General features: G+C 45.1%; 14 protein-coding genes. 5 read left to right on the forward strand and 9 right to left on the reverse strand.

The features are described from left to right. The first annotated feature begins 40 nt into the window (after nucleotides 1-40). Entirely contained in the window at nucleotides 41-1,417 is a 1,377-nt protein-coding gene (locus AC060N_RS14345; protein ID WP_479524420.1) for a sodium:solute symporter family protein, read from the forward strand. A gap of 344 nt (nucleotides 1,418-1,761) precedes the next feature. Here the strand turns inward: AC060N_RS14345 and AC060N_RS14350 are convergent, their stop codons facing one another. Then, a complete protein-coding gene (locus AC060N_RS14350; RefSeq protein WP_479524421.1) occupies nucleotides 1,762-3,090 on the reverse strand; it encodes a Gfo/Idh/MocA family protein in 1,329 nt (442 codons plus the stop codon). A gap of 547 nt (nucleotides 3,091-3,637) precedes the next feature. On the opposite strand from AC060N_RS14350, the gene AC060N_RS14355 reads away from it, so the two are divergent. The 4 genes from AC060N_RS14355 (at nucleotide 3,638) to AC060N_RS14370 (ending at nucleotide 8,957) form a co-directional block, all read left to right on the forward strand. Next, nucleotides 3,638-5,674 (forward strand): RecQ family ATP-dependent DNA helicase, encoded by a 2,037-nt coding sequence (locus AC060N_RS14355; protein ID WP_479524422.1) that lies wholly within the window; start codon nucleotides 3,638-3,640, stop codon nucleotides 5,672-5,674. A gap of 10 nt (nucleotides 5,675-5,684) precedes the next feature. Further along, nucleotides 5,685-6,818, forward strand: coding sequence for a DNA-processing protein DprA (locus AC060N_RS14360; protein WP_463233700.1), 1,134 nt, complete (start codon nucleotides 5,685-5,687; stop codon nucleotides 6,816-6,818). 349 nt (nucleotides 6,819-7,167) lie between these two features. Further along, nucleotides 7,168-7,371: a hypothetical protein gene (locus tag AC060N_RS14365; protein ID WP_463233702.1), complete on the forward strand. Its 204-nt coding sequence runs from the start codon at nucleotides 7,168-7,170 to the stop codon at nucleotides 7,369-7,371. Between the two features lie 755 nt (nucleotides 7,372-8,126). Beyond that, the gene (locus AC060N_RS14370) at nucleotides 8,127-8,957 is read left to right on the forward strand and encodes an alpha/beta hydrolase (RefSeq protein WP_479524423.1); all 831 of its coding nucleotides are present in this window, start codon (nucleotides 8,127-8,129) and stop codon (nucleotides 8,955-8,957) included. Nucleotides 8,958-8,963: 6 nt separating this feature from the next. Here the strand turns inward: AC060N_RS14370 and AC060N_RS14375 are convergent, their stop codons facing one another. The 8 genes from AC060N_RS14375 to AC060N_RS14410 all read right to left on the reverse strand — a co-directional run bounded on the left by AC060N_RS14375 (nucleotide 8,964) and on the right by AC060N_RS14410 (nucleotide 19,181). Further along, complete coding sequence (locus AC060N_RS14375) at nucleotides 8,964-11,456, reverse strand: endonuclease MutS2 (protein ID WP_479524424.1); 2,493 nt, start codon at nucleotides 11,454-11,456, stop codon at nucleotides 8,964-8,966. A gap of 104 nt (nucleotides 11,457-11,560) precedes the next feature. Then, nucleotides 11,561-12,331, reverse strand: coding sequence for a tetratricopeptide repeat protein (locus AC060N_RS14380; protein ID WP_479524425.1), 771 nt, complete (start codon nucleotides 12,329-12,331; stop codon nucleotides 11,561-11,563). 32 nt (nucleotides 12,332-12,363) lie between these two features. Then, entirely contained in the window at nucleotides 12,364-14,175 is a 1,812-nt protein-coding gene (locus AC060N_RS14385) for a BatD family protein (protein ID WP_479524426.1), read from the reverse strand. A 114-nt stretch (nucleotides 14,176-14,289) separates the two neighbouring features. Continuing rightward, the gene (locus AC060N_RS14390) at nucleotides 14,290-15,105 is read right to left on the reverse strand and encodes a tetratricopeptide repeat protein (RefSeq protein ID WP_479524427.1); all 816 of its coding nucleotides are present in this window, start codon (nucleotides 15,103-15,105) and stop codon (nucleotides 14,290-14,292) included. Between the two features lie 59 nt (nucleotides 15,106-15,164). Next, complete coding sequence (locus AC060N_RS14395; RefSeq protein ID WP_479524428.1) at nucleotides 15,165-16,199, reverse strand: vWA domain-containing protein; 1,035 nt, start codon at nucleotides 16,197-16,199, stop codon at nucleotides 15,165-15,167. 73 nt (nucleotides 16,200-16,272) lie between these two features. Then, nucleotides 16,273-17,265: a vWA domain-containing protein gene (locus tag AC060N_RS14400; protein WP_211297779.1), complete on the reverse strand. Its 993-nt coding sequence runs from the start codon at nucleotides 17,263-17,265 to the stop codon at nucleotides 16,273-16,275. Beyond that, nucleotides 17,262-18,284, reverse strand: coding sequence for a hypothetical protein (locus AC060N_RS14405; RefSeq protein WP_479524429.1), 1,023 nt, complete (start codon nucleotides 18,282-18,284; stop codon nucleotides 17,262-17,264). Before AC060N_RS14405 ends, AC060N_RS14400 begins: the two co-directional genes overlap by 4 nt. A 21-nt stretch (nucleotides 18,285-18,305) precedes the next feature. Then, nucleotides 18,306-19,181, reverse strand: a complete 876-nt coding sequence (locus AC060N_RS14410; RefSeq protein ID WP_479524430.1) for a DUF58 domain-containing protein — start codon at nucleotides 19,179-19,181, stop codon at nucleotides 18,306-18,308. Nucleotides 19,182-19,222 lie beyond the last annotated feature (41 nt).

The raw sequence follows: 19,222 nt of genomic DNA on the forward strand, positions 1-19,222 counted from the left end.
TTTTGTCCGATTTTTGCACCACATCAAAACGCTCGGCTGCATGATTAAATACGTTTTCCTGGTACTTTATCTCGTCATCATGATTTGGGTGGGCATTCGTTCCTCCCGGAAAATCAAATCATCGGGTGATTTCTTCGTTGCGGGAAAACGGGGCAGTTTATGGCAGGTAACCGGTTCTATGCTGGCCACCATTCTAGGAAGTTCGGCCATTCTGGGAACTGTTAATCTGGCTTACGTGCAGGGCTGGGCAGCTTCTTGGCTGATGCTCTCAGCCGCTGCCGGATTCATCGTTCTCATACCATTGGCTAAATATGTCAGCCGGTTCGGGAAATATACGCTTCCGCAGTTGGTGGGCGACTTTTATGGCCCAAAAGCCAAAACACTCGCCTCCATTATTATTCCACTGGCGTGGATTGGCATCGTGGCGGCACAAATCATCGGTGCAGCCAAAATCATGAACAGCTTTTTTGGGTTGGGCTATGGCTACGGTGTGATGGGAGCAGGACTGGTTTTCGTTTTCTATACCCTCATCGGCGGACAGGTTTCCATCCTGAAGACCGACCAGTTTCAGGCGCTCTTTATCCTCACAGGCGTATTGATTTCAGCCGTTTACATTTTCTTCCATTTTCCGGTTGCCGAAGTAAAGATGACACCGATAGGATTTCCGTTCAACCAGCATTTCGATGTGTTGGACCTGCTGGTGTTACTGCTCTCCTACTCGACGACCTTTGTGGTTGGACCGGATATTTATTCGCGGCTGTTTTGTGCCGACAGTGAGGAGACGGCTCGCAAAAGTGTCAGGCTTTCGGCCATTATCCTCATCCCGTTTGCGTTTCTGATTACCTTTCTCGGTGTTTTCGCCAGCTACCAGTATCCCGATCTGGATTACCACACCGGTTCGGCTTTGATTCCGGTTATCATCCATGTGATGCCGGAATGGGGAATCGGACTGATGATGGCAGCCTTGCTTTCGGCAGTAATGTCATCCGCCGATACAACCTTGCTGACGGCCTCCATTATCATCAGCGACCCTATTTCCAAAGGACTCGACACGAAAAATTCGCTGCTCAATACACGCCTGATTATTCTTGGTCTGGGCGGACTCAGCATTTTGCTGGCGCTGGAAGTCACCTCCATCATCCAGGTACTGCTGATTGCGCTGGCTGTATTCTCCGGTGCGTTCATTGTACCAACAGCAGCCGGATTACTCGGCTTCCGCACCAGCGAGAGAAAAAGTACCATGGCCATGGCAGCCGGAAGTATCCTGGCCTTAGCCGGAAAAGTCTACAGTTTGTATGGCGACCGGATGATTGGCAATTGGATCATCATCTCTGCGTTTGCCGTGAACGCGGTCATCTTGTTTAGTGGGAAGAAGACATTCGAGTCAAGACCAAAGACACCAGACGCCAGACAATAGATACCAGACATTAGATTTTAGACATCAGAAAAGAGACAGAATCCATTGCGGTCGAAAGAACCTTTGCTTTTCAATCATCATCATCGCGCGACCGCAGTCCGCATCAGCCAACCAGCAACCGGTGGTTAAAACCACCGGCAATTCATGTGCTCCGTTAATGGATTTCTCTTCTTTTCTTAAAACTGAACACTCTGCCAACCACAGGAACAATTGCAGCACAAACCTGACACAGAATATCTCCTATCTAACGTCTAAACACTCTCCTCTTTCGTCTTAATTAAAACAGGCTCCCCAATTGCTTGAAGAACCTGCTTTGTTTAACTATAAATCTTAACTTATGGCAATTAAGTCAAAGTCCAGGGTGAGCGATATTCGTAATGCAATTTCGCGGTAGCTGCACCGTCTTCATCATCCACAAAAGTTTCCGTATCCGGATCCCATTTGATAGTGCGTTTCAGGTCGCAGGCAATGTTACCGAGGTTACAAACCGTGGCACTGCTGTGCCCGATTTCTACCGGAACCACCGGGTCTTTCCGCTCGCGAACTGCTTCGATGAAGTTCACCTGGTGCGGGATTTTGGTTTCGTACGGACCGTCATCTGCTACCGATTCGGCTGGCATGAATTTCTCGTCCGATGCGTTGAAATAACCACGGGCTACTTCAATCCATCCTGTTTCGCCCCAGAACTTCACTCCCTTGGTCAGCTTCTCATCGAAAGGCTCGGAAGTCATTACCGTTCCGTTGGCATATTTGAACTGCATAAACTCGGTGCCGTCGCCAATGGGTGCAATCTCGATAGGACCACTACCATCCATACCCAAACCCCACTGGGCAATGTCGAACATGTGAGCGCCCCAGTCGGTCGTGAAACCACCGCCGGTTTCCTTGTACCAGCGCCAGCCTCCCCAAAATTGCTCATCCTGCGGCGGGTCAAGGGAAATAGGCGGATTCAGTTCGTTGTTGAAATGAATATCACCAGCCAACGGGCCTAACCAACGGTCCCAGTTCAAATCTTCGGGAATCGGCTCCTCAGGAAGCGTATACGGAGTAGGCGGTGCACCTACGTAGGCATTGATTTTCGTTATTTTACCCAGCTTGCCCGATTGTACCAGCTCCACAGCGTGCTGGAAATTGGGATCGGAACGTTGCTGGCTACCAATGGCCAGTACGCGGTCGTTGTCGCGAACGGCCTGACGCAGTACCTGTCCTTCCTTGATGGTGAAGGTCATCGGCTTCTCGAGGTACACATCCTTGCCGGCTTTACAGGCAGCCACAGCAATCATGGCATGTGCATGATCGGGTACGGCAATCACCACCGCGTCGATATCCTCGCGAGCCAGCAGGTCTTCATATTTTTCGTATGTTTTCACATCCGCTTTCTGACCGGCTTCGGCATAAAAATCGGTCACGCGTTGCTCAAAACGTTTGCGTTTTCTTCCATACACATCGCAACCGGCTACTACTTGCGTACCCGGAATCTGCAGAAATCCGTTGAGCAGGAACATGGACTGACGGCCCATACCAATGAAGCCCATGCGGATGGTTTTGTCTGTTGCAGCAGGTTTTTGTTTACAGGAGGAAAGTCCCGGAAGTACGGCCAGACCAGCCATTCCGGCAGCGGTAGTCCCCAAAAAGCGTCTGCGGCTGACGCCCTTCTTCGCATCTTTTTCCATAGTTTACATTTAATAGGTTAAGTTACAAGTTCGGCGTTTGGTGTCCGAAAAACTGGCTACAAATTAATGAATATATGTTAATTGTACAGTATGGGTAGGAAGAAATATGATTGAAAGATTACTCAACGAACGTTTCGTTCTCCACCTTATAATGGATATAAATTAAAAATTTTAGCTAGCCCGATTTTTTTGATGAACGTATCAATCTTTTTGATGAACGACCGGATCTGGTATGTGAACGGAAAATTGGGAGGGTAAAATGGGTGGATCTAAAGATGTGACGGATGGGGTTTTGGGGGAAATTTTCTATTTTGAACTGCCTAAATAACCAATAAAATGCAAACTGAGCAGACCAACTTCAGATCTCAGCTAGTTGAAATGACGGAGGTTTTCGAGATAATTATCAAGGATTAGAAGAGATGAATAATCTGTTTGATGGTCTTGAAAATATTAGTCAGAAAAAGTGTGTATTTCCATCCAATAATGGAGATATAGCACATTTTCAATGTACATATAAACGTTAGCCACAATATAAAGAACAGAAATCGTGAATAGACAAGAAGCTAATATAAGATTAAAAAGCACTTTTGGATTTGACCATTTTTATGATGAACAATGGGAAACTATTGATTTATTATTTCAAGGAAAAAGAGTTTTACTAATTGAAAAAACTGGATTCGGGAAATCACTTTGTTTTCAATTTCCTGCAACACAATTTCAAGGGCTGACTGTAATTTTCTCTCCTCTAATTGCCTTAATGCGAGATCAAGTAAAAGGACTAAATGAGAAAGGTATAAAAGCAAAATTCATTAATTCTGAACAGACACCAGAAGAAAACTCACAAACGATTCAGGACGCATTAGATGGTAAATTGAAGATTTTATATATCGCTCCTGAAAGACAAGAAAACCAAGAATGGATTGAAGCTACAAGAAAAATGAATCTATCAATGATTGTAATTGATGAGGCACATACAATTTCAGTTTGGGGACACGATTTTAGACCTGCATTTAGGAGAATTATAAACCTTGTTAAATTATTACCACAAAATCTGCCTGTATTGGCAACTACAGCGACAGCGACAAAAAGAGTACAAGAAGATATTGAAAGACAAATATCAGGAAACATTCAGACTATCAGAGGCGAACTAATCCGTGAAAATTTTCGACTATATGTAATAAAAGTAAATTCGGAAGATGAAAAGCTTTTGTGGTTGGCTGAGAATTTGTCAAGATTGGAAGGAACCGGTCTAATTTATACAGGAACAAGAGTAAATACAGAGATTTATTCAAGGTGGTTCGAGTATTTGGGCATAAGTTCAACTGAATACAACGCAGGTCTTGATTCTGATTCGAGAAAAGAAATTGAAAATGGATTAATGGGTAATAGATGGAAAGCAGTTGTGTCAACAAATGCTCTTGGAATGGGAATAGATAAAGCTGATATTCGATTTATTGTTCACACTCAAATCCCAGCCTCTCCAATACATTACTATCAAGAAATCGGTAGAGCAGGTAGAGATGGGAAACCAACCAGATTAATTCTTTTCTATAATTCAGCAAAAGATGAAAATGACATTGAAGAAGATTTCAAATTACCAAAAGCTTTTATTGACGGTGGTCGCCCAAGTATAAAAGCCTATAATAAAGTCATTAACGTTCTCAAACAAGAACAATTGGGCGAACGACAAATAATGAAAGCTACGAATTTGAAGCAAACACAGGTACGAGTTATAAAGGCCGATTTAATTGAACAAGGGATAATAAAAGAGGTTATTTACGGTCGCTCAAAAAAATATGAATATCAATTCAATGCACCTGAACTCAACACAAAGTCTTTTGCTGAACTAAGAGAACAAAAATTGAAGGAACTTGATTCGATGATAGAGTATGTAAATACAGAAAGTTCAAGGATGAAGTTCTTGTGTGATTATTTGGGAGATAAATCACATAGTCACTATCAAAATTGTGATAATACATCACTTGAACCATTGACTTTGAATCCACAGCAAACAACAATACAAAATTTGAAAAATTTCCGAGAATCATACTTTCCTGAACTAAATGTTGAAAGTAGGTTTTCAAATATTGTAAACGGAATTGCTTCAAGTTATTATGGTGTATCTAGTGTTGGTGCAGCATTACATCGGAGCAAATATGAGAATGGTGGAGATTTTCCTGATTTTCTCCTAAAACTTACATTGAAAGCATTCAGGAAAAAATATGGACAAGAAAAATTTGATTTTATTGTTTACGTTCCCCCAACTGAATCTGGTGATTTAGTGAAAAATTTTACAGAAAAGTTATCACAAGTTTTAAAAGTCCCTATTTCTCATAATTTGATAAAAACAGGAGAAACTCAGCCACAAAAAGTATTCAAAAATGGCTATCTAAAAAAAGACAATGTAACTCAAAAATTCGATTACTCTGCCCCCCACGAGATAACTGGCAAATCAGTTATCTTATTTGATGACATATTTGATAGTGGTGCAACAATTAAGGAAATCGGAAATGTTTTGACTAAATTTGGGGTTACGAAAATTGCTCCTTTGGTAATTGCAAGAACCGTAGGAGGAGACATTTAAATAATTGAGTATGAATAAAGAATTAACATATTGGTTGGCTTTAGCTCACGTTCCTAAGATAAAAACTAAAAAGAAAAACGAAATAATTGTTCGGCTATTTGAACAGGGTAAATCAATTATTGACTTTTTTGAGTTTGAAAAATCGACTTGGGAAAAAGAATATGAAATAACTGAAACAGAAGTTGAACTTTTCTTAGATGCAAAAAAAGAATTGTCAAACTATGCTTTTATGGTTGAAGACCTTTTAGAGCAAGGTTACAATATACTTCCAATTACATCACAAGATTATTCCCCAACACTGAAGAAAAATTTGGGTAGAACATACGCCCCTCCAGTTATTTATACTAAAGGTAATCTTCAAATATTGAAAGAAAAATCAATTGCTATCGTCGGTTCAAGGAAAGCAAATGATAATTCTTTAGAATTTACAGATAATATTGCAAAAAATGCTTCAACGGATTATAAGGTTGTTGTTAGTGGATTTGCCAAGGGTGTAGATAAACAAGCACTTGACTCGGCTCTAAAATACAAAGGACAAAGCATAATTGTTCTTCCTCAAGGAATAGCGACTTTTCAATCAGGTTTTAAAAAGTATTACAAGCAAATAATTGAAGGTGATGTTTTAGTTCTAAGTACTTTTTATCCGAAAGCACCGTGGAGTGTTCAACTTGCTATGGCACGTAATCCAATAATCTATGGACTTGCATCTGAGATTTATGTAGCCGAATCAAGTGAAAAAGGTGGAACTTGGTCGGGTGTAATGGATGGATTAAGAAAAGGAAGAACAATTTATGTTAGAAAACCAAATCCGAGAGAAAAAAATGCAAATAATATCCTAATCTCAAAAGGTGGCAAAGCAGTTGATATTGTAGGTAATCTGACAACTTATGAAATTAATGAGGATTCTAAATCAATAGTTTCTGAATCAGACCTCAATAACATTGAAGAAAAAATAATTGAATTCTTAAAGACAGGTGCTTTCCCTGCAAAAAAGATTATTGATACGCTAAAAATTGATTGGAGTTCACGTAAAGTTTCTAATTTCTTAAAAAGTAGACAGGATATTTTAACTGTAAAAGGAAAACCTCTAAAATTTGCACATAAAAATAGGTCAATTCAAACACAAAAATCTCTATTCGATTGAATATTAAAGATACCGAATTCTGTAATGTATATAATGCATAGTCGTTTGGGGATATTTTAGATTAAGCCCGATTATCGTAGTTGTTTCTGTTGGTCAAGCTTTACTTCAGTTGTATGTTCTAATTGTTCTTTTTAGTGGAGAATCCAAAGAATGGTTTAAAGAACAAAAATTTAATTCCGTCCCCAATCAAGAGTAAATTTTACACAGGAATTGGGAGCGTACATAGAATACACAAAATCATACGACACTAATAATCCCTGTTGAAAAAGATAATAAAAGAACTAGACGCAAAGATTCCGCCAGTTAATGATAAAGACATCTTTTAAATTAACGACTCAATATCCTAACGATGAAAAAAGAAGACATCCCTTTGAGAACATCGCAAAAACTAATGTATCTCCTTTTCTTCTGGGGGGTATTTACGCTGGTGATGGCCAACGGCTACAAAGAAAACGGCTATACACGGAAATACCGCGAAGCCTGGAAGTTCATGAAGATTGGTTTTAGCATTTCAGTCGCTTTGCTGATATTGGTTGTCGCTGTGTTTTATTAATTGCTGATACCGGGGATGGTTTTGTGTATCCGCTACGCGGAAAATGCGGGTTTGGGAATGGCAATTGCTACAATACTTTATCCGCTACGCGGAATTTCGCTGCAGGAAATGCAGCATAGGTAGGAGCTTTTCCAAACTCTGGAAACGTCGCGATACTTTCTCCGCAGGAGATTTAGTATTGTAGCTGAAAACCTCTCCAGCCTCAATGCGACCTCGTAGAGGTTGTAGAAGAGTTGATTCTCATTAAAACGTTTTTTAATTTTAATTTCAAACAGCAATAAAAAGGTATAAATGAAAACTGGTGGAGTTTTGTTTTTGATATCAATGGGCTTATTGATTTTAAGTCCTTTCATTCTAATGTATGCAAAAGCTCACTTCCATTTTGAATATTTGAAATCTATTTTTCCCAAAGAATTACAGAAATACGCCAATATCATTGAAACTTCCAGAGACCGAATATTATATAACAAATACGCTGTACTATTTCTTCCCTTTTTTAAACGGTACATTGACAAGGAAACAACTCCTGAAGCAAAGAAATTAGCTCAGAAAGTAATTTTATACATCCGACTTATATACTTCGATATTCTTTTCATAATCATCATCGTCATTTCTTTAGTACTCCTATTTGGTAATTTCTGAATTTTCTCCGGAATAAAACATGTGTCACTTATTTAAACGATTCACTTCTGCGTATTCCTTATATTTACACCTCACGAAGCAAAACACCTAATCGTAATCAAACAAAACATCCCATGAAGAAAACTTATCTGTTGCTCGCCCTGGTGCTTTGGGTGACATCGGCATTCGCGCAAAAGACCGAGTACGTTACCCAATCCAACATTCCGTATTACAGCGATTCACTCAACCAGGCCGATGAGTACCTCCGGCAGCAATGTGTGCTGGACCTGTATTACCCGAAGAATGTGAAGCATTTCCCCACCATTGTCTGGTTTCACGGTGGCGGCCTGACGGGCGGACACAAAGAGATTCCGGAAGAGTTGAAAGAACAGGGTATGGCCGTGATTGGCGTAGGATACCGGCTATCACCTCACATCAAAGCGGAGCATTGCATCGACGATGCAGCGGCCGCTGTGGCCTGGGCGTTCAACCACATCGAGCAATATGGTGGCGATTCGACGCTGATATTCGTCTCGGGGCACTCGGCCGGTGGTTACCTCACCCTGATGGTGGGATTGGACAAAAATTACCTTAAAAAATGGGACATCGATGCCAACCGGATTGCGGGGTTAATTCCCTTCAGCGGACATACCATTACGCACTTCACTATTCGCGCCGAGCGGGGTATTCCGGGAACACAACCGGTTGTCGACAGTCTGGCGCCGCTGTACTGGGTGCGGAAAGATGCACCGCCGTTACTGCTCATCACCGGCGACCGTCATATGGAAATGCTGGGACGCTATGAAGAGAATGCTTACCTGATGCGCATGATGAAAGTGGTGGGGCACAAAGACACGCAACTATACGAAATGCAAGGCTACGGGCACAACATGACCGCTCCGGCCTTTCCGCTATTGCTGAAAGATGTGCGAGAGATTGTGAAAGAGAAGCGGGCGAACGATTAACCTTCGTTACGCCAGCTCCACCACCGTTATACCGGCGCCGCCATGTTGGACGTGTTCATCATGGTAGTGCCGTACCATCGGTTCGGTGCGCAGGTAGTTGCGGATGAGTTCGCGCAAAACGCCGGTACCTTTTCCATGCAGGATGCGGAGCTCGGCAGCTTCCACCATGATGGCTTCATCAACAAACTCCTGAATTTTCTGCAGCGCCTCCTCGGCACGCATTCCCCGCACGTCAACTTCCGGTTTGAAGGTCATTTTCCGGTCGGCAATGGCATCGTTGATCCGGGCAATGGTTTTATTTTTCTGCACCTCACCTTTCTTCAACTGGCTGTTCGATACCACTTCCAGTTTATCGCGTTTCACCGTGGAACGCAACGCTCCAAAGGCCACCACAATGTTTTTGCCGTTGATTTCGAGCACCTCGCCGGCTGCCTGCTGTCCCTGCAACCGGACCTTTGCTCCCACTTCCAGCGTGGGCGTTTTGGGTTGAGCTGGTTTGGCTTTCTTTTTCTCCGGCTCTTTACGCGGTGATTTTTCGCGGCGCTTTTGCTCCTTTTGCCGCAGTTTCTCCATCTTCCGGGCTATCTTTTCCTCGTCCTCGGTAGCTTTCTTTTCCACCTCATCGCGGAAATCGTCCAGCTCGCGGCGCACCTTGCGGGTTTGTTCTTTCTCGGCATTGGCCTCTTTAATCTCGCGAATGGTTCGCTCAATCATCCGATTGGTGTTGGACAATAGTTCATCGGCTTCGCGTTTGGCTTTCGCCAGAATCTCTTTCCGCATCCGTTCGGTTTCTTCCAAATCGGATTCGTACTTGCCGGCCATGTCATCCAGGTGACGTTCCACCTTCCGGATACGCTGCCGCTTGCCTTCCCAGTACCGCTTGTCGCGAACAATGTCACGCAGGTGCTTGTCGAAATCGATGTGCTCCTGCCCGATTTTATCACTCGCTTCCTTCAGAATGTCTTCCGGAAGCCCGATTTTACGGGCAATCTCAAAAGCAAACGAACTTCCCGGTTTGCCAATCTGCAAACGGAAAAGCGGTTCCATCCGGTGCGAGTCGTACAACATCGCGCCATTTTCGATGCCTTCCGCCGAGCTGGCAAAGTGTTTCAGGTTGGTATAGTGCGTGGTGATAACACCATAGGTCCCTAACTGGTTGACACGATTGAGAACCGCCTCGGCAATGGAACCTCCCAGCATCGGCTCGGTTCCGGTTCCAAACTCGTCAATGAGCACCAGCGTTTTAGGCGTACAGTTCTTCGTGAAGAACTTCATATTCGTGAGGTGCGAGCTGTACGTACTCAGGTCGTTTTCCAGTGACTGGTCGTCGCCAATGTCGATAAACATCTGTTCAAAAATTCCGGAGCGACTGTCCGGGCTTACCGGAACGGGCAAACCACATTGTAACATGTACTGCACCAGGCCTACCGTTTTCAGGCAAACTGATTTACCACCGGCGTTAGGACCGGAAATGAGCAAAATGCGGCTCTTTTCGGTCAGTGTAATGTCAAGCGGAACCACTTTCCGGTTCTCCACCTTCAGGTTGCGTTCCAGCAGCGGATGACGGGCCTTGAACCATTCCAGCTCCAGTTTATCGGTCACTTTCGGCTTCACCGATTCGCTTTCGATGGCCAAAAGAGCCTTGGCCCGAATAAAATCGAGTTCGGCTAAAATGCCGTACGAAAACGCCAAATCTTCGGCATACGGACGGATTTCGTCGGTAAAGTGAATCAGGATTTTTACGATTTCCCGCTTTTCGGCCGATTCCAGCTCCCGGATACGGTTATTCACTTCTACTACTTCTTCCGGCTCTACGTAGGCCGTACGTCCGGTAGCGGATTCATCGTGTACAATTCCTTTCAGTTTTCGCTTGTTTCCGGCAGCAATGGGAATCACCGTGCGGCCGTCACGAATGGAAGTGGAAACGTCTTTTTCCACCAGTCCCTCTTTCTGTGCTTTCCGCAGAATGCTCTGCATAATTTTAGAAACGCTGGCCTGCCGGGAAAAAATTTCGCGGCGAATGTGCGCCAGTTCGGGTGACGCATTGTCCTTTATCGTTCCGTGTTTGCTGATGATTTGGTCGATGCGGTCGTACACAAACGGGAAAAGCTGCACATCACGCACCACCTCGCGCAGACTGGGGAATTCCTCTTCTTCCCGGGAACGGAAAAAATTAACGATGGCACGAATGGTTTCCAGCGAACGTTTCAGGTCAAACAGCTCGTGTACTTCGAGAAATGTACCCGGCACTTTAATTTTCTGCAGTGCCGGACGAACATCGAGGTAGTAGCCTGTGGGGAAATTGGTTTCCTCGGCAATGATCTGCATGAATTCCACGGTCTCGTCGAGCTGACGGACAATGGTCTCGTAGTTAGACGAGAAACTAAACTGCGCAGCAATCTCCTTCCCGAGTGTGCTCAGGCACCGCTGACTCAGCAAGTCGCGTATTTTGTCGAAACCAATTTTTGATTCAAATCCCGCAGGATAAATTTCCACCATCGTTATTCATTTTCGAATTGCAAAAATAACAATCGAAAAGGGATATACGAAAAGCGGGAGTAAAGTTACTTACCCCCGCCCTGAAATATTATTTGAAAAGCGATTTAGATGCGTACCATCGTTGAGTCCTGCACCCAACCTTTGTTGCCGTCGGCCAGCTGAATTTCCTTCCAGGTACCGAGACTGTCAGTGAGTTTCACCTTCAGGCCTTCGTGAATAATGAAGAGTTCGGTTCCCGTTTCACTGGGCGAACCTTTCACCGTCACCGTCGGCGCCGTGATAATGGCTGTATTACGGTGTGTCAGCTTGCTCTTCTGGCTCGATGCAAATGAGAAGGTAAATCCCGACCAGACAAGCGCCAAAATGGAAACCCAGAATGCGAGCTTTTTCCGGCGCACCGTTTGCGCAAAAAGAAACAAGGCAAAGATGATGAGGAAGATGAAGAATGCTATCATGCTTTGTGTTCCCCACTCATCCGCAGAATGCGTATTAATAATGCTGTGCCACCATTTGGTCAGGAAAAATTCGGGCAACGGCTGAATGTTATCGACCACGTGGGCCTGCGCCAATTCGAGGTTATACTTGATGTCGTCATCGTTGGGAGCCAGCAAACGGGCCCGCTCATAATTGATGATGGCCTTAGTTATCTTTCCCGATTTGTAATAGGCATTTCCCAGGTTGAAATAGAGGTCGGCCGATTCATATCCGCGTTTCAGGATACCTGAATACACACTGGCAGCCTGCGGATAATGGCCTTGCGCATACAATGTATCTGCCTTAGCGATGGAATCCTGTTCTGCTTTTTGAGCGAATGTTGTGCCGGACACCAGTACCAGCGCCAACAATCCTATGATGTATAATACTTTTTGTCTCATCGAATCCCTGTTCTGTTGATTCTCTTTCATCGTTACTTAATCTCTTTTTCCATGCGGCTCATCACCTCCACAGCCTTGTCGTACATCTCATTCATGGCTGTCGATGTGCCTCCGCCGGGTGCAAAGCGCGCAAACTCGCAAGTGTCGAGCGTTTCGATGAAGCGATCGACGAGTTCCTGCGAAACACTGCGCTCCAACAACGCTTCGGTGGCGCGTTCCTTATTCAAATCGGCTACCGGAATGGTCAGCTTATCGCTGAGATAGCCCCAGAATGCACGGGTTACCGCTTCGTAGAATTTCTCCGCATCGTTTTGCTTCAGAACGCCGCGGGCCACTTTCAGGTGCTTCATGGCCACCTTGCTGGCTTTCCGGTTTTTCACCCGGGCCAGGTTGGCATTCTCGCGGATGCGCTTCATGTTAAAGAGATAGAATATGAGTACGAGGAATGCTCCTCCGAGATAAATCAGGTAGAAGTTCACCGAACCAAAGAACGTATCGTTTCGTTGGAACAGTTGGTTGTTATCCGTCTTGATATAACGAATATCCTTTCCGAGGAATTTCACATCTTCTTTGGAAAGTCCGCTGCTGACAACCGTGTTCGACTGGTTACCGGCTCCTTTTTCCACATGCAAATCATACGACTTGGTGGTCTTGGTCACGTATCTTCCGGTTGCCGGATTGAAATACACAAAGTTGACAGCCGGAATGGTAAAATCGCCGGCATGACGCGGAATGACCAGGTATTCGAACGAGGTGCTTCCTTCCAGACCACTCTCCGTTGCTTTGAAATCGCTGGTATTCTTCGGATCGTATGTATCGAAATCCGGCGGGAAATCAACCTTAGGCGCATCAATCAATTTCAGGTTACCGTTACCGGAAATCTTCAACTTCAACGTCACGGCATCGTTGGCTTTTACATCCGTTGCCGTGATAGAAGATTCGAGACGGAAGTTCCCGACTCCACCGGAATAATCGGCCGGTGCTTTCGGCAATGATTTCACATGAATGGTGATCGGCTGACTGAACACCGTAGCTTTCACCGTTGAGAACTGATCGAAGAAATCGTCGAAAATGCTCTGCGGCTGCTGCACGCGCTGACGCACCAACGCCACAATTTTTACCGGCTTGATGGTGATATTTCCGGTTTGCTGCGGGAAAAGAATCGTCTTCTTCAGTGTTCCCACATTGTATATTTCTCCGTTGTAGGCTTCCCGGTGCAACGAAATCTGTTGCGGAATATCGATATCCTGCGACCAGAACCCTTCGAAGTTCGGGAGTTCAATATCGTCGAATCCACTCAGGTTCACCCGTGAGTAAATTTTAATGGTCGCAACGAGATGCTCTCCTTTGTAAACCGATTTCCGGTTCACGTCCACCTTGACAAACAGATCCTTCGAATCGATATGTCCTGGTGTAGCTGCCGGCTTGTCGACACCTCCTCCAGCCGGTTTCGACGAGCCTTTTACCACCTGAATGGTCACCGGGTTTGACGTGTATGTCTTTCCGTCCGCGTCAATGGTGGCCGGTTGAATGGTGAACTTTCCCTCTTTCTTCGCCTGCAGAATGTAGGTGTAAGAGAAAGTGACCGAACGGGTTGTTTTCCCGTTGATCATCTGGATGGAGGTGCTGTTGGAAGTCGAGGGTCCCATCAGTACATCGAAGTCATTCAACTCCGGAAGTTTCAAATTCTCTCCCTGCGTGTTTAGCACAAAAGAGAGCCGGAACTGACTTCCCAGCTCTACCACGTTGGGCGCCGACATCGAAAACCGAACGTCGTCGGCGCGGGCAGTTAAGCCGGCAAAGAGCGTAAACAAGAGAAGAAACAGGGTCTTTTTCTTCATCATCTGTATGCCTGTATATTTCGTGATTAATCTGTTTTGCATTGTCAACATGCCTCAAAATTAGCAAAACCCCGGAATTTTTCCGGAGGGTATCCGGTTACACATCAATGGCAACCGTTACCAATCCTTTTCAACCTTGCGCTGCTGCGCCTTTTTTGCTTTCAGCTTACGCACTTTTTCCTGTGTTTTTCGCTCATCGTTTTGCAGGGCCTGCAACATCTGCTCGGCATTTTGTTTTGAAATCTTGTTTTGCTGAGGCTGTTGTTGCTGCTGCTGATTTTGGTTTTGGTTATTCTGGTTTTGCTTGTTTTGATTTTGTTTATTCTTATTCTGATCCTGATTTTTCTTCTGGTCCTGATTCTGTTTGTTCTTATTCTGGTCTTTGTTTTGCTTGTTCTTATCCTTGTTGTTCTTGTTATTCTTGTCTTTGTTGTTCTTATTCTGCTGGTTCTTCTGATTCTTTTTCTTATTCTTTTGCTGCTGCTTCAATTTTTCCGCGTAAGCGAGATTGTACTTGGTCTCCATATCGTTCGGATTCAACCGCAACGACTTTTTATAGGCATCGATACTCTCGTCAATCTTTTTCTGCGCCAGCAACGAATTCCCCAGATTATGGTAGACCATTGCCTTATCCTTGGTGTTATCGGTCTCTTTGGCCAGCTGCTCAAACTGCTCGGCAGCTTTTCCGGGCTTAGCCTGCTTGTAGGTGGCATCCGCCAGATTAAACTTCCACTTGAAGTCGTTGGGCTTCTCCTGCAGCGCTCTGCGATAAGCTACTTCGGCCTTGCTGAAGTTGACTGTGTCGAGACTGGCTGTGTCCTGTAATCCTTTCTCGAAAAAACTATTTCCTTCCCGGATGTATTTCCGCTCTTTCTGCGCAAATACCGGAACCGCGAGGGATAGAATCATCGCCATGAGAACGATTTGCCTCATCCACACTTTATTTTCCGACATGAATGTTTTCACGTTCATTATATCTAAATCCTTCTCTGTTAATTAAATAAACTGTAATTTTTCAACCACCTGTTTTTCCTGTCGAGCACGAGGAAATCGATCAAAATCAATGCCAGAGCCATGATTAGGAAATACCCATATTGGTCTTCATAATCGGAATACACCCGCGATTCAATTTCCGCTTTTTGCAGCTTGTTCAACTCGTCGAACAAAGTATTCAATCCGATCTGTGCATTGTTGGCCCGGATATACGTTCCTCCTCCCGCATCCGCAATTTCGGTCAGCATCTTCTGATCCAACTTCGTAATAATCGTGTTCCCTTGGCTGTCCTTCCGGTAACCTTGTTCTCCGTTGGGCAACGTAACCGGAATCGGTGCTCCTTCGGGAAGTCCCATCCCAATGGTGTTGACAGTGATTCCTTTTTCGTACGCCGCTTTGGCTGCCGCTACCGGATTATCTTCATGGTTTTCACCGTCGGTAATCACAATGATGGTTTTATTTCCCTCGAAATTGGGCGAGAACGAACGGGCTGCCAGGTTGATGGCTGCTCCAATAGCTGTTCCCTGAACCGGAACCATATTCGTGTTAACCGAATTCAGAAAAAGTTTGGCCGATGCATAATCGGTAGTAATGGGTAACTGAATATAAGCCTGCCCAGCAAACACGATCAACCCGATTTTGTCCTGATTGAGCCGGTCTGTCAATTTGGCAATGGCTCTTTTCGCCCGGTCCAGCCTATCGGGTTTGATGTCCTGGGCCAGCATACTGTTCGACACATCGAGGGCAATCATGATTTCGATTCCCTTGCGTTTTACCGTTTTCAGTTTCGAGCCAAACTGCGGACGAGCGACTCCGACAATTATAAATGCCAAAGCCAGCATCCATATCCAGAATTTCACTACCGGACGACCATTCGACACGTTGGGCATCAAACCGGCCAGCAGTTCCGGATTTCCAAATTTGCGGATTGCTCTACGTCGTCCTCTTCTGGCCAGCCAAAAGACGATGGCAAATGCCGGTATCACCAGCAAGAGGTATAAATATTCGGGATTTGCGAACCTAAATGATTCCATTTTTCCTTTTAATTTCTTGACTAAAATTCTTCAACACCACCGGGCCAGGCCCTCTTTCTCTCAAGCTTCTTTCTTACGGAATATTTCTGAAAATCGTGTTCTTCAGGAACACCAGCAACAGCGTCAGTAACAGGGCCGGAAGAGCAAAACGTTCGAATTCTTCCGTCTTCCTGCTGAACTGCTTCACATCGATTTTCGATTTTTCCAGCTTATCAATCTCTTTGTAAATTTCTTTCAGCTTGGCATTATCGGTGGCCCGGAAATATTCCCCTCCGGTAATCGACGCGATTTGTTTCAACATTGGTTCATCAATCTTCACCTGCATTTGCCTCATCTGCGTGCCGAAGGGAGTCTGCACCGGATAAGGTGCCGTGCCAATCGAGCCGATCCCGATAGTGTAAACACGAACTCCAAACGTTTTGGCAATTTCGGCTGCGGTAACCGGCGCAATTTCGCCGCGGTTATTCTCACCATCGGTCAACAGAATTACCACTTTGCTTTTGGCTTTGCTGTCCTTCAGGCGGGCCACAGCCGTAGCCAGACCTTCACCAATCGCTGTTCCATCCTCAATCATCCCGGTATGAATATCCTTGAACAGGTTAATCAATACTGCGTGATCGGTTGTCAACGGACACTGCGTAAAACTCTCGCCTGCAAAAACCACCAGGCCAATCCGGTCGTAAGGTCGGCCGGAAATAAACTGAATGGCGATATTTTTGGCAGCATCCAACCGGTCGGGCTGAAAGTCACGTGCCAGCATCGAACTGGAAATATCGAGCGCCATAACAATATCGATTCCTTCGGTTGTGGCATTCTCCCAGCTGGAAGTCGACTGCGGGCGGGCCAGTGCCATAATCAGCAAGGATAACACACCTAACTTCAATACAAAAAGCAGATGACGCAGATAATGCTTCCATGTACGGGGTGCCCCCTCAAAACCTTTCAGTGTCGATAATTGAATACTTGCCCGCGATTTCTTCTGCTGCCAGACATACCAGACAATCATCGGTATGAACAGCAGAAAAAGATAAAAGAATGCAGGATGTGCGTATGTTATCTGACTCATGATTTTCTTCTTCCCTTTTTATCCGACAAATCAATGGTAATCTCCTCATCGCCGTTGTCTTCATCGTTTTCTTCTTCCTCTTCCTCGGGCGATTTCTCTTCTATTTTCGTTTGGTTGACGAAGAAATAGGCATTGGCCAGTGTCATCTGGTTATCATCTTCCACCGGAATGAATTTGGCAAACTTCACCAAATCCGCCAGTTCCAGAATTTCCTTCAGCTGCTTGTACGATTTTTCATCCAGCTTCACGGTATCGTACTTCAGCGCGACCATAATTTCGTCGGTTGTTTTCTCCATGGCCGTCACGTCGAAACGTCCTTCCAGGTATTCCCGTAAGGTATCGGTAATGCGGCTGTAGTATTCTTTTACATGGTCATGCTGCCAGAGTTTCTGTTCTTTGATTTCGTCCAGTTTGCGCAAAGCAACACGATAAGGCGGCTCTTTCGGCTTCGGCGGTTTTTGGAACAACGGTAGCTTCTTCTTCCTTCGGCGAATCGCATAAATCAACAGGAAGATGATGGCTAAAATGAGTATTCCACCAAACAACCACGGGGCAATTTCTTTCAGCGTTACCGGAGCATCGAAAGGCTTCTTGATGTCGGCCGGGCCCTTTTTCAAATCCACTTTCGGAACCTGTACAAACAGACTCAGGCTATTGGTATGAACCGAATCAGTCAGCTGGTCGTACTTCAGTTTGAACCAAACCGGTGGAATTGGATGCGGTCCGCTGTCGAATGCAGTAATCAAAAAGTCCTGCCGCAGCATAATCCGACGGCCTTCCATCTTGATAGTATCAATCGGGGTGCGTTGCAGCACTTCGATGGACTTCCCTATGCTGTCGGGTATTTGTGGAAACTGAATCTTCGGACCGATATTCTGTTCCAGCTCCAGGTTCAGGTGAATCTGGTCGCCCAGCAGAATCGTATCACGGTCGAGCGTGGCACGTGCCTTTATTTCCTGCGCCTGCGCACCCGATGCTACTATCAGCAACAGGGCCAAGACGAAGGTTATATGTTTCATCGTTCGTGTAACGTTCATTGATTATTGTTCTCTTTTCTTAAACAGTGAAACAAGCGATTTCACATAGTCATCACGGGTGTTAATTCCGACATAGTCGACACCTGAACGCTTCATCATGATGTCGAGCTTCGTGCGGTAGTCGTTCCACCATTTCTGATAAGCTTCCCGCACTTTCCGACTCGATGAATCAACCCACAGGTATTCACCCGATTCGGCATCTTTGAATTTCACCATGCCAATAGCGGGCAATTCGGTTTCCCGTTCATCGTAAATCTGCAGTCCCACTACATCGTGTTTGCTGTTGGCTATGCGAAGTGCTTTTTCCAACTCCGGATTATCATCCATGAAATCGGAAATAACGAAGGTCGTTACCCGGCGTTTCATTACGTTGGTGAGATACTGCATCGCCTGAGCAATGTCGGTTTCTTTCGATTCCGGCTGAAATTCAATGAGCTCCCGGATGATGCGCAACGTATGTGTCCGGCCTTTTTTCGGTGGAATGAACTTCTCGATTTTATCGGAAAAGAAAATCACCCCAATCTTATCGTTGTTGGAAATAGCCGAGAACGAAAGAATCGCACCGATTTCGGTAATCACATTCTTCTTCAGCTTTTCGGCTGTACCGAATTCACGCGAACCACTTACATCAATCATCAACATCACGGTCAGCTCCCGCTCTTCTTCAAAAACCTTAATAAAAGGCTTGTTGTACCGGGCCGTTACGTTCCAGTCGATGTTCCGCACATCGTCGCCAAACTGGTATTCACGCACTTCGCTGAAGGCCATACCGCGGCCTTTGAAAGCACTGTGATACTCCCCGGCAAAAATATTGCGGGACAATCCCCGTGTCTTTATCTCAATTTTCCGAACTTTCTTTAACAGGTCCGATGTTTCCACAGCACAATAACTTGTTTGTTCCTATTTCATTCCATTCAATT

This window comes from Prolixibacter sp. DSM 2831 (assembly GCF_056493735.1).

Coding starts and splice junctions, on each gene's coding strand:
- AC060N_RS14345 (WP_479524420.1), top strand. CDS start 41: ATGATTAAATACGTTTTCCTGGTACTTTATCTCGTCATCATGATTTGG.
- AC060N_RS14350 (WP_479524421.1), bottom strand. CDS start 3,090: ATGGAAAAAGATGCGAAGAAGGGCGTCAGCCGCAGACGCTTTTTGGGG.
- AC060N_RS14360 (WP_463233700.1), top strand. CDS start 5,685: ATGAATAAAGAATTAACATATTGGTTGGCTTTAGCTCACGTTCCTAAG.
- AC060N_RS14365 (WP_463233702.1), top strand. CDS start 7,168: ATGAAAAAAGAAGACATCCCTTTGAGAACATCGCAAAAACTAATGTAT.
- AC060N_RS14370 (WP_479524423.1), top strand. CDS start 8,127: ATGAAGAAAACTTATCTGTTGCTCGCCCTGGTGCTTTGGGTGACATCG.
- AC060N_RS14375 (WP_479524424.1), bottom strand. CDS start 11,456: ATGGTGGAAATTTATCCTGCGGGATTTGAATCAAAAATTGGTTTCGAC.
- AC060N_RS14380 (WP_479524425.1), bottom strand. CDS start 12,331: ATGAGACAAAAAGTATTATACATCATAGGATTGTTGGCGCTGGTACTG.
- AC060N_RS14385 (WP_479524426.1), bottom strand. CDS start 14,175: ATGATGAAGAAAAAGACCCTGTTTCTTCTCTTGTTTACGCTCTTTGCC.
- AC060N_RS14390 (WP_479524427.1), bottom strand. CDS start 15,105: ATGAGGCAAATCGTTCTCATGGCGATGATTCTATCCCTCGCGGTTCCG.
- AC060N_RS14395 (WP_479524428.1), bottom strand. CDS start 16,199: ATGGAATCATTTAGGTTCGCAAATCCCGAATATTTATACCTCTTGCTG.
- AC060N_RS14400 (WP_211297779.1), bottom strand. CDS start 17,265: ATGAGTCAGATAACATACGCACATCCTGCATTCTTTTATCTTTTTCTG.
- AC060N_RS14405 (WP_479524429.1), bottom strand. CDS start 18,284: ATGAAACATATAACCTTCGTCTTGGCCCTGTTGCTGATAGTAGCATCG.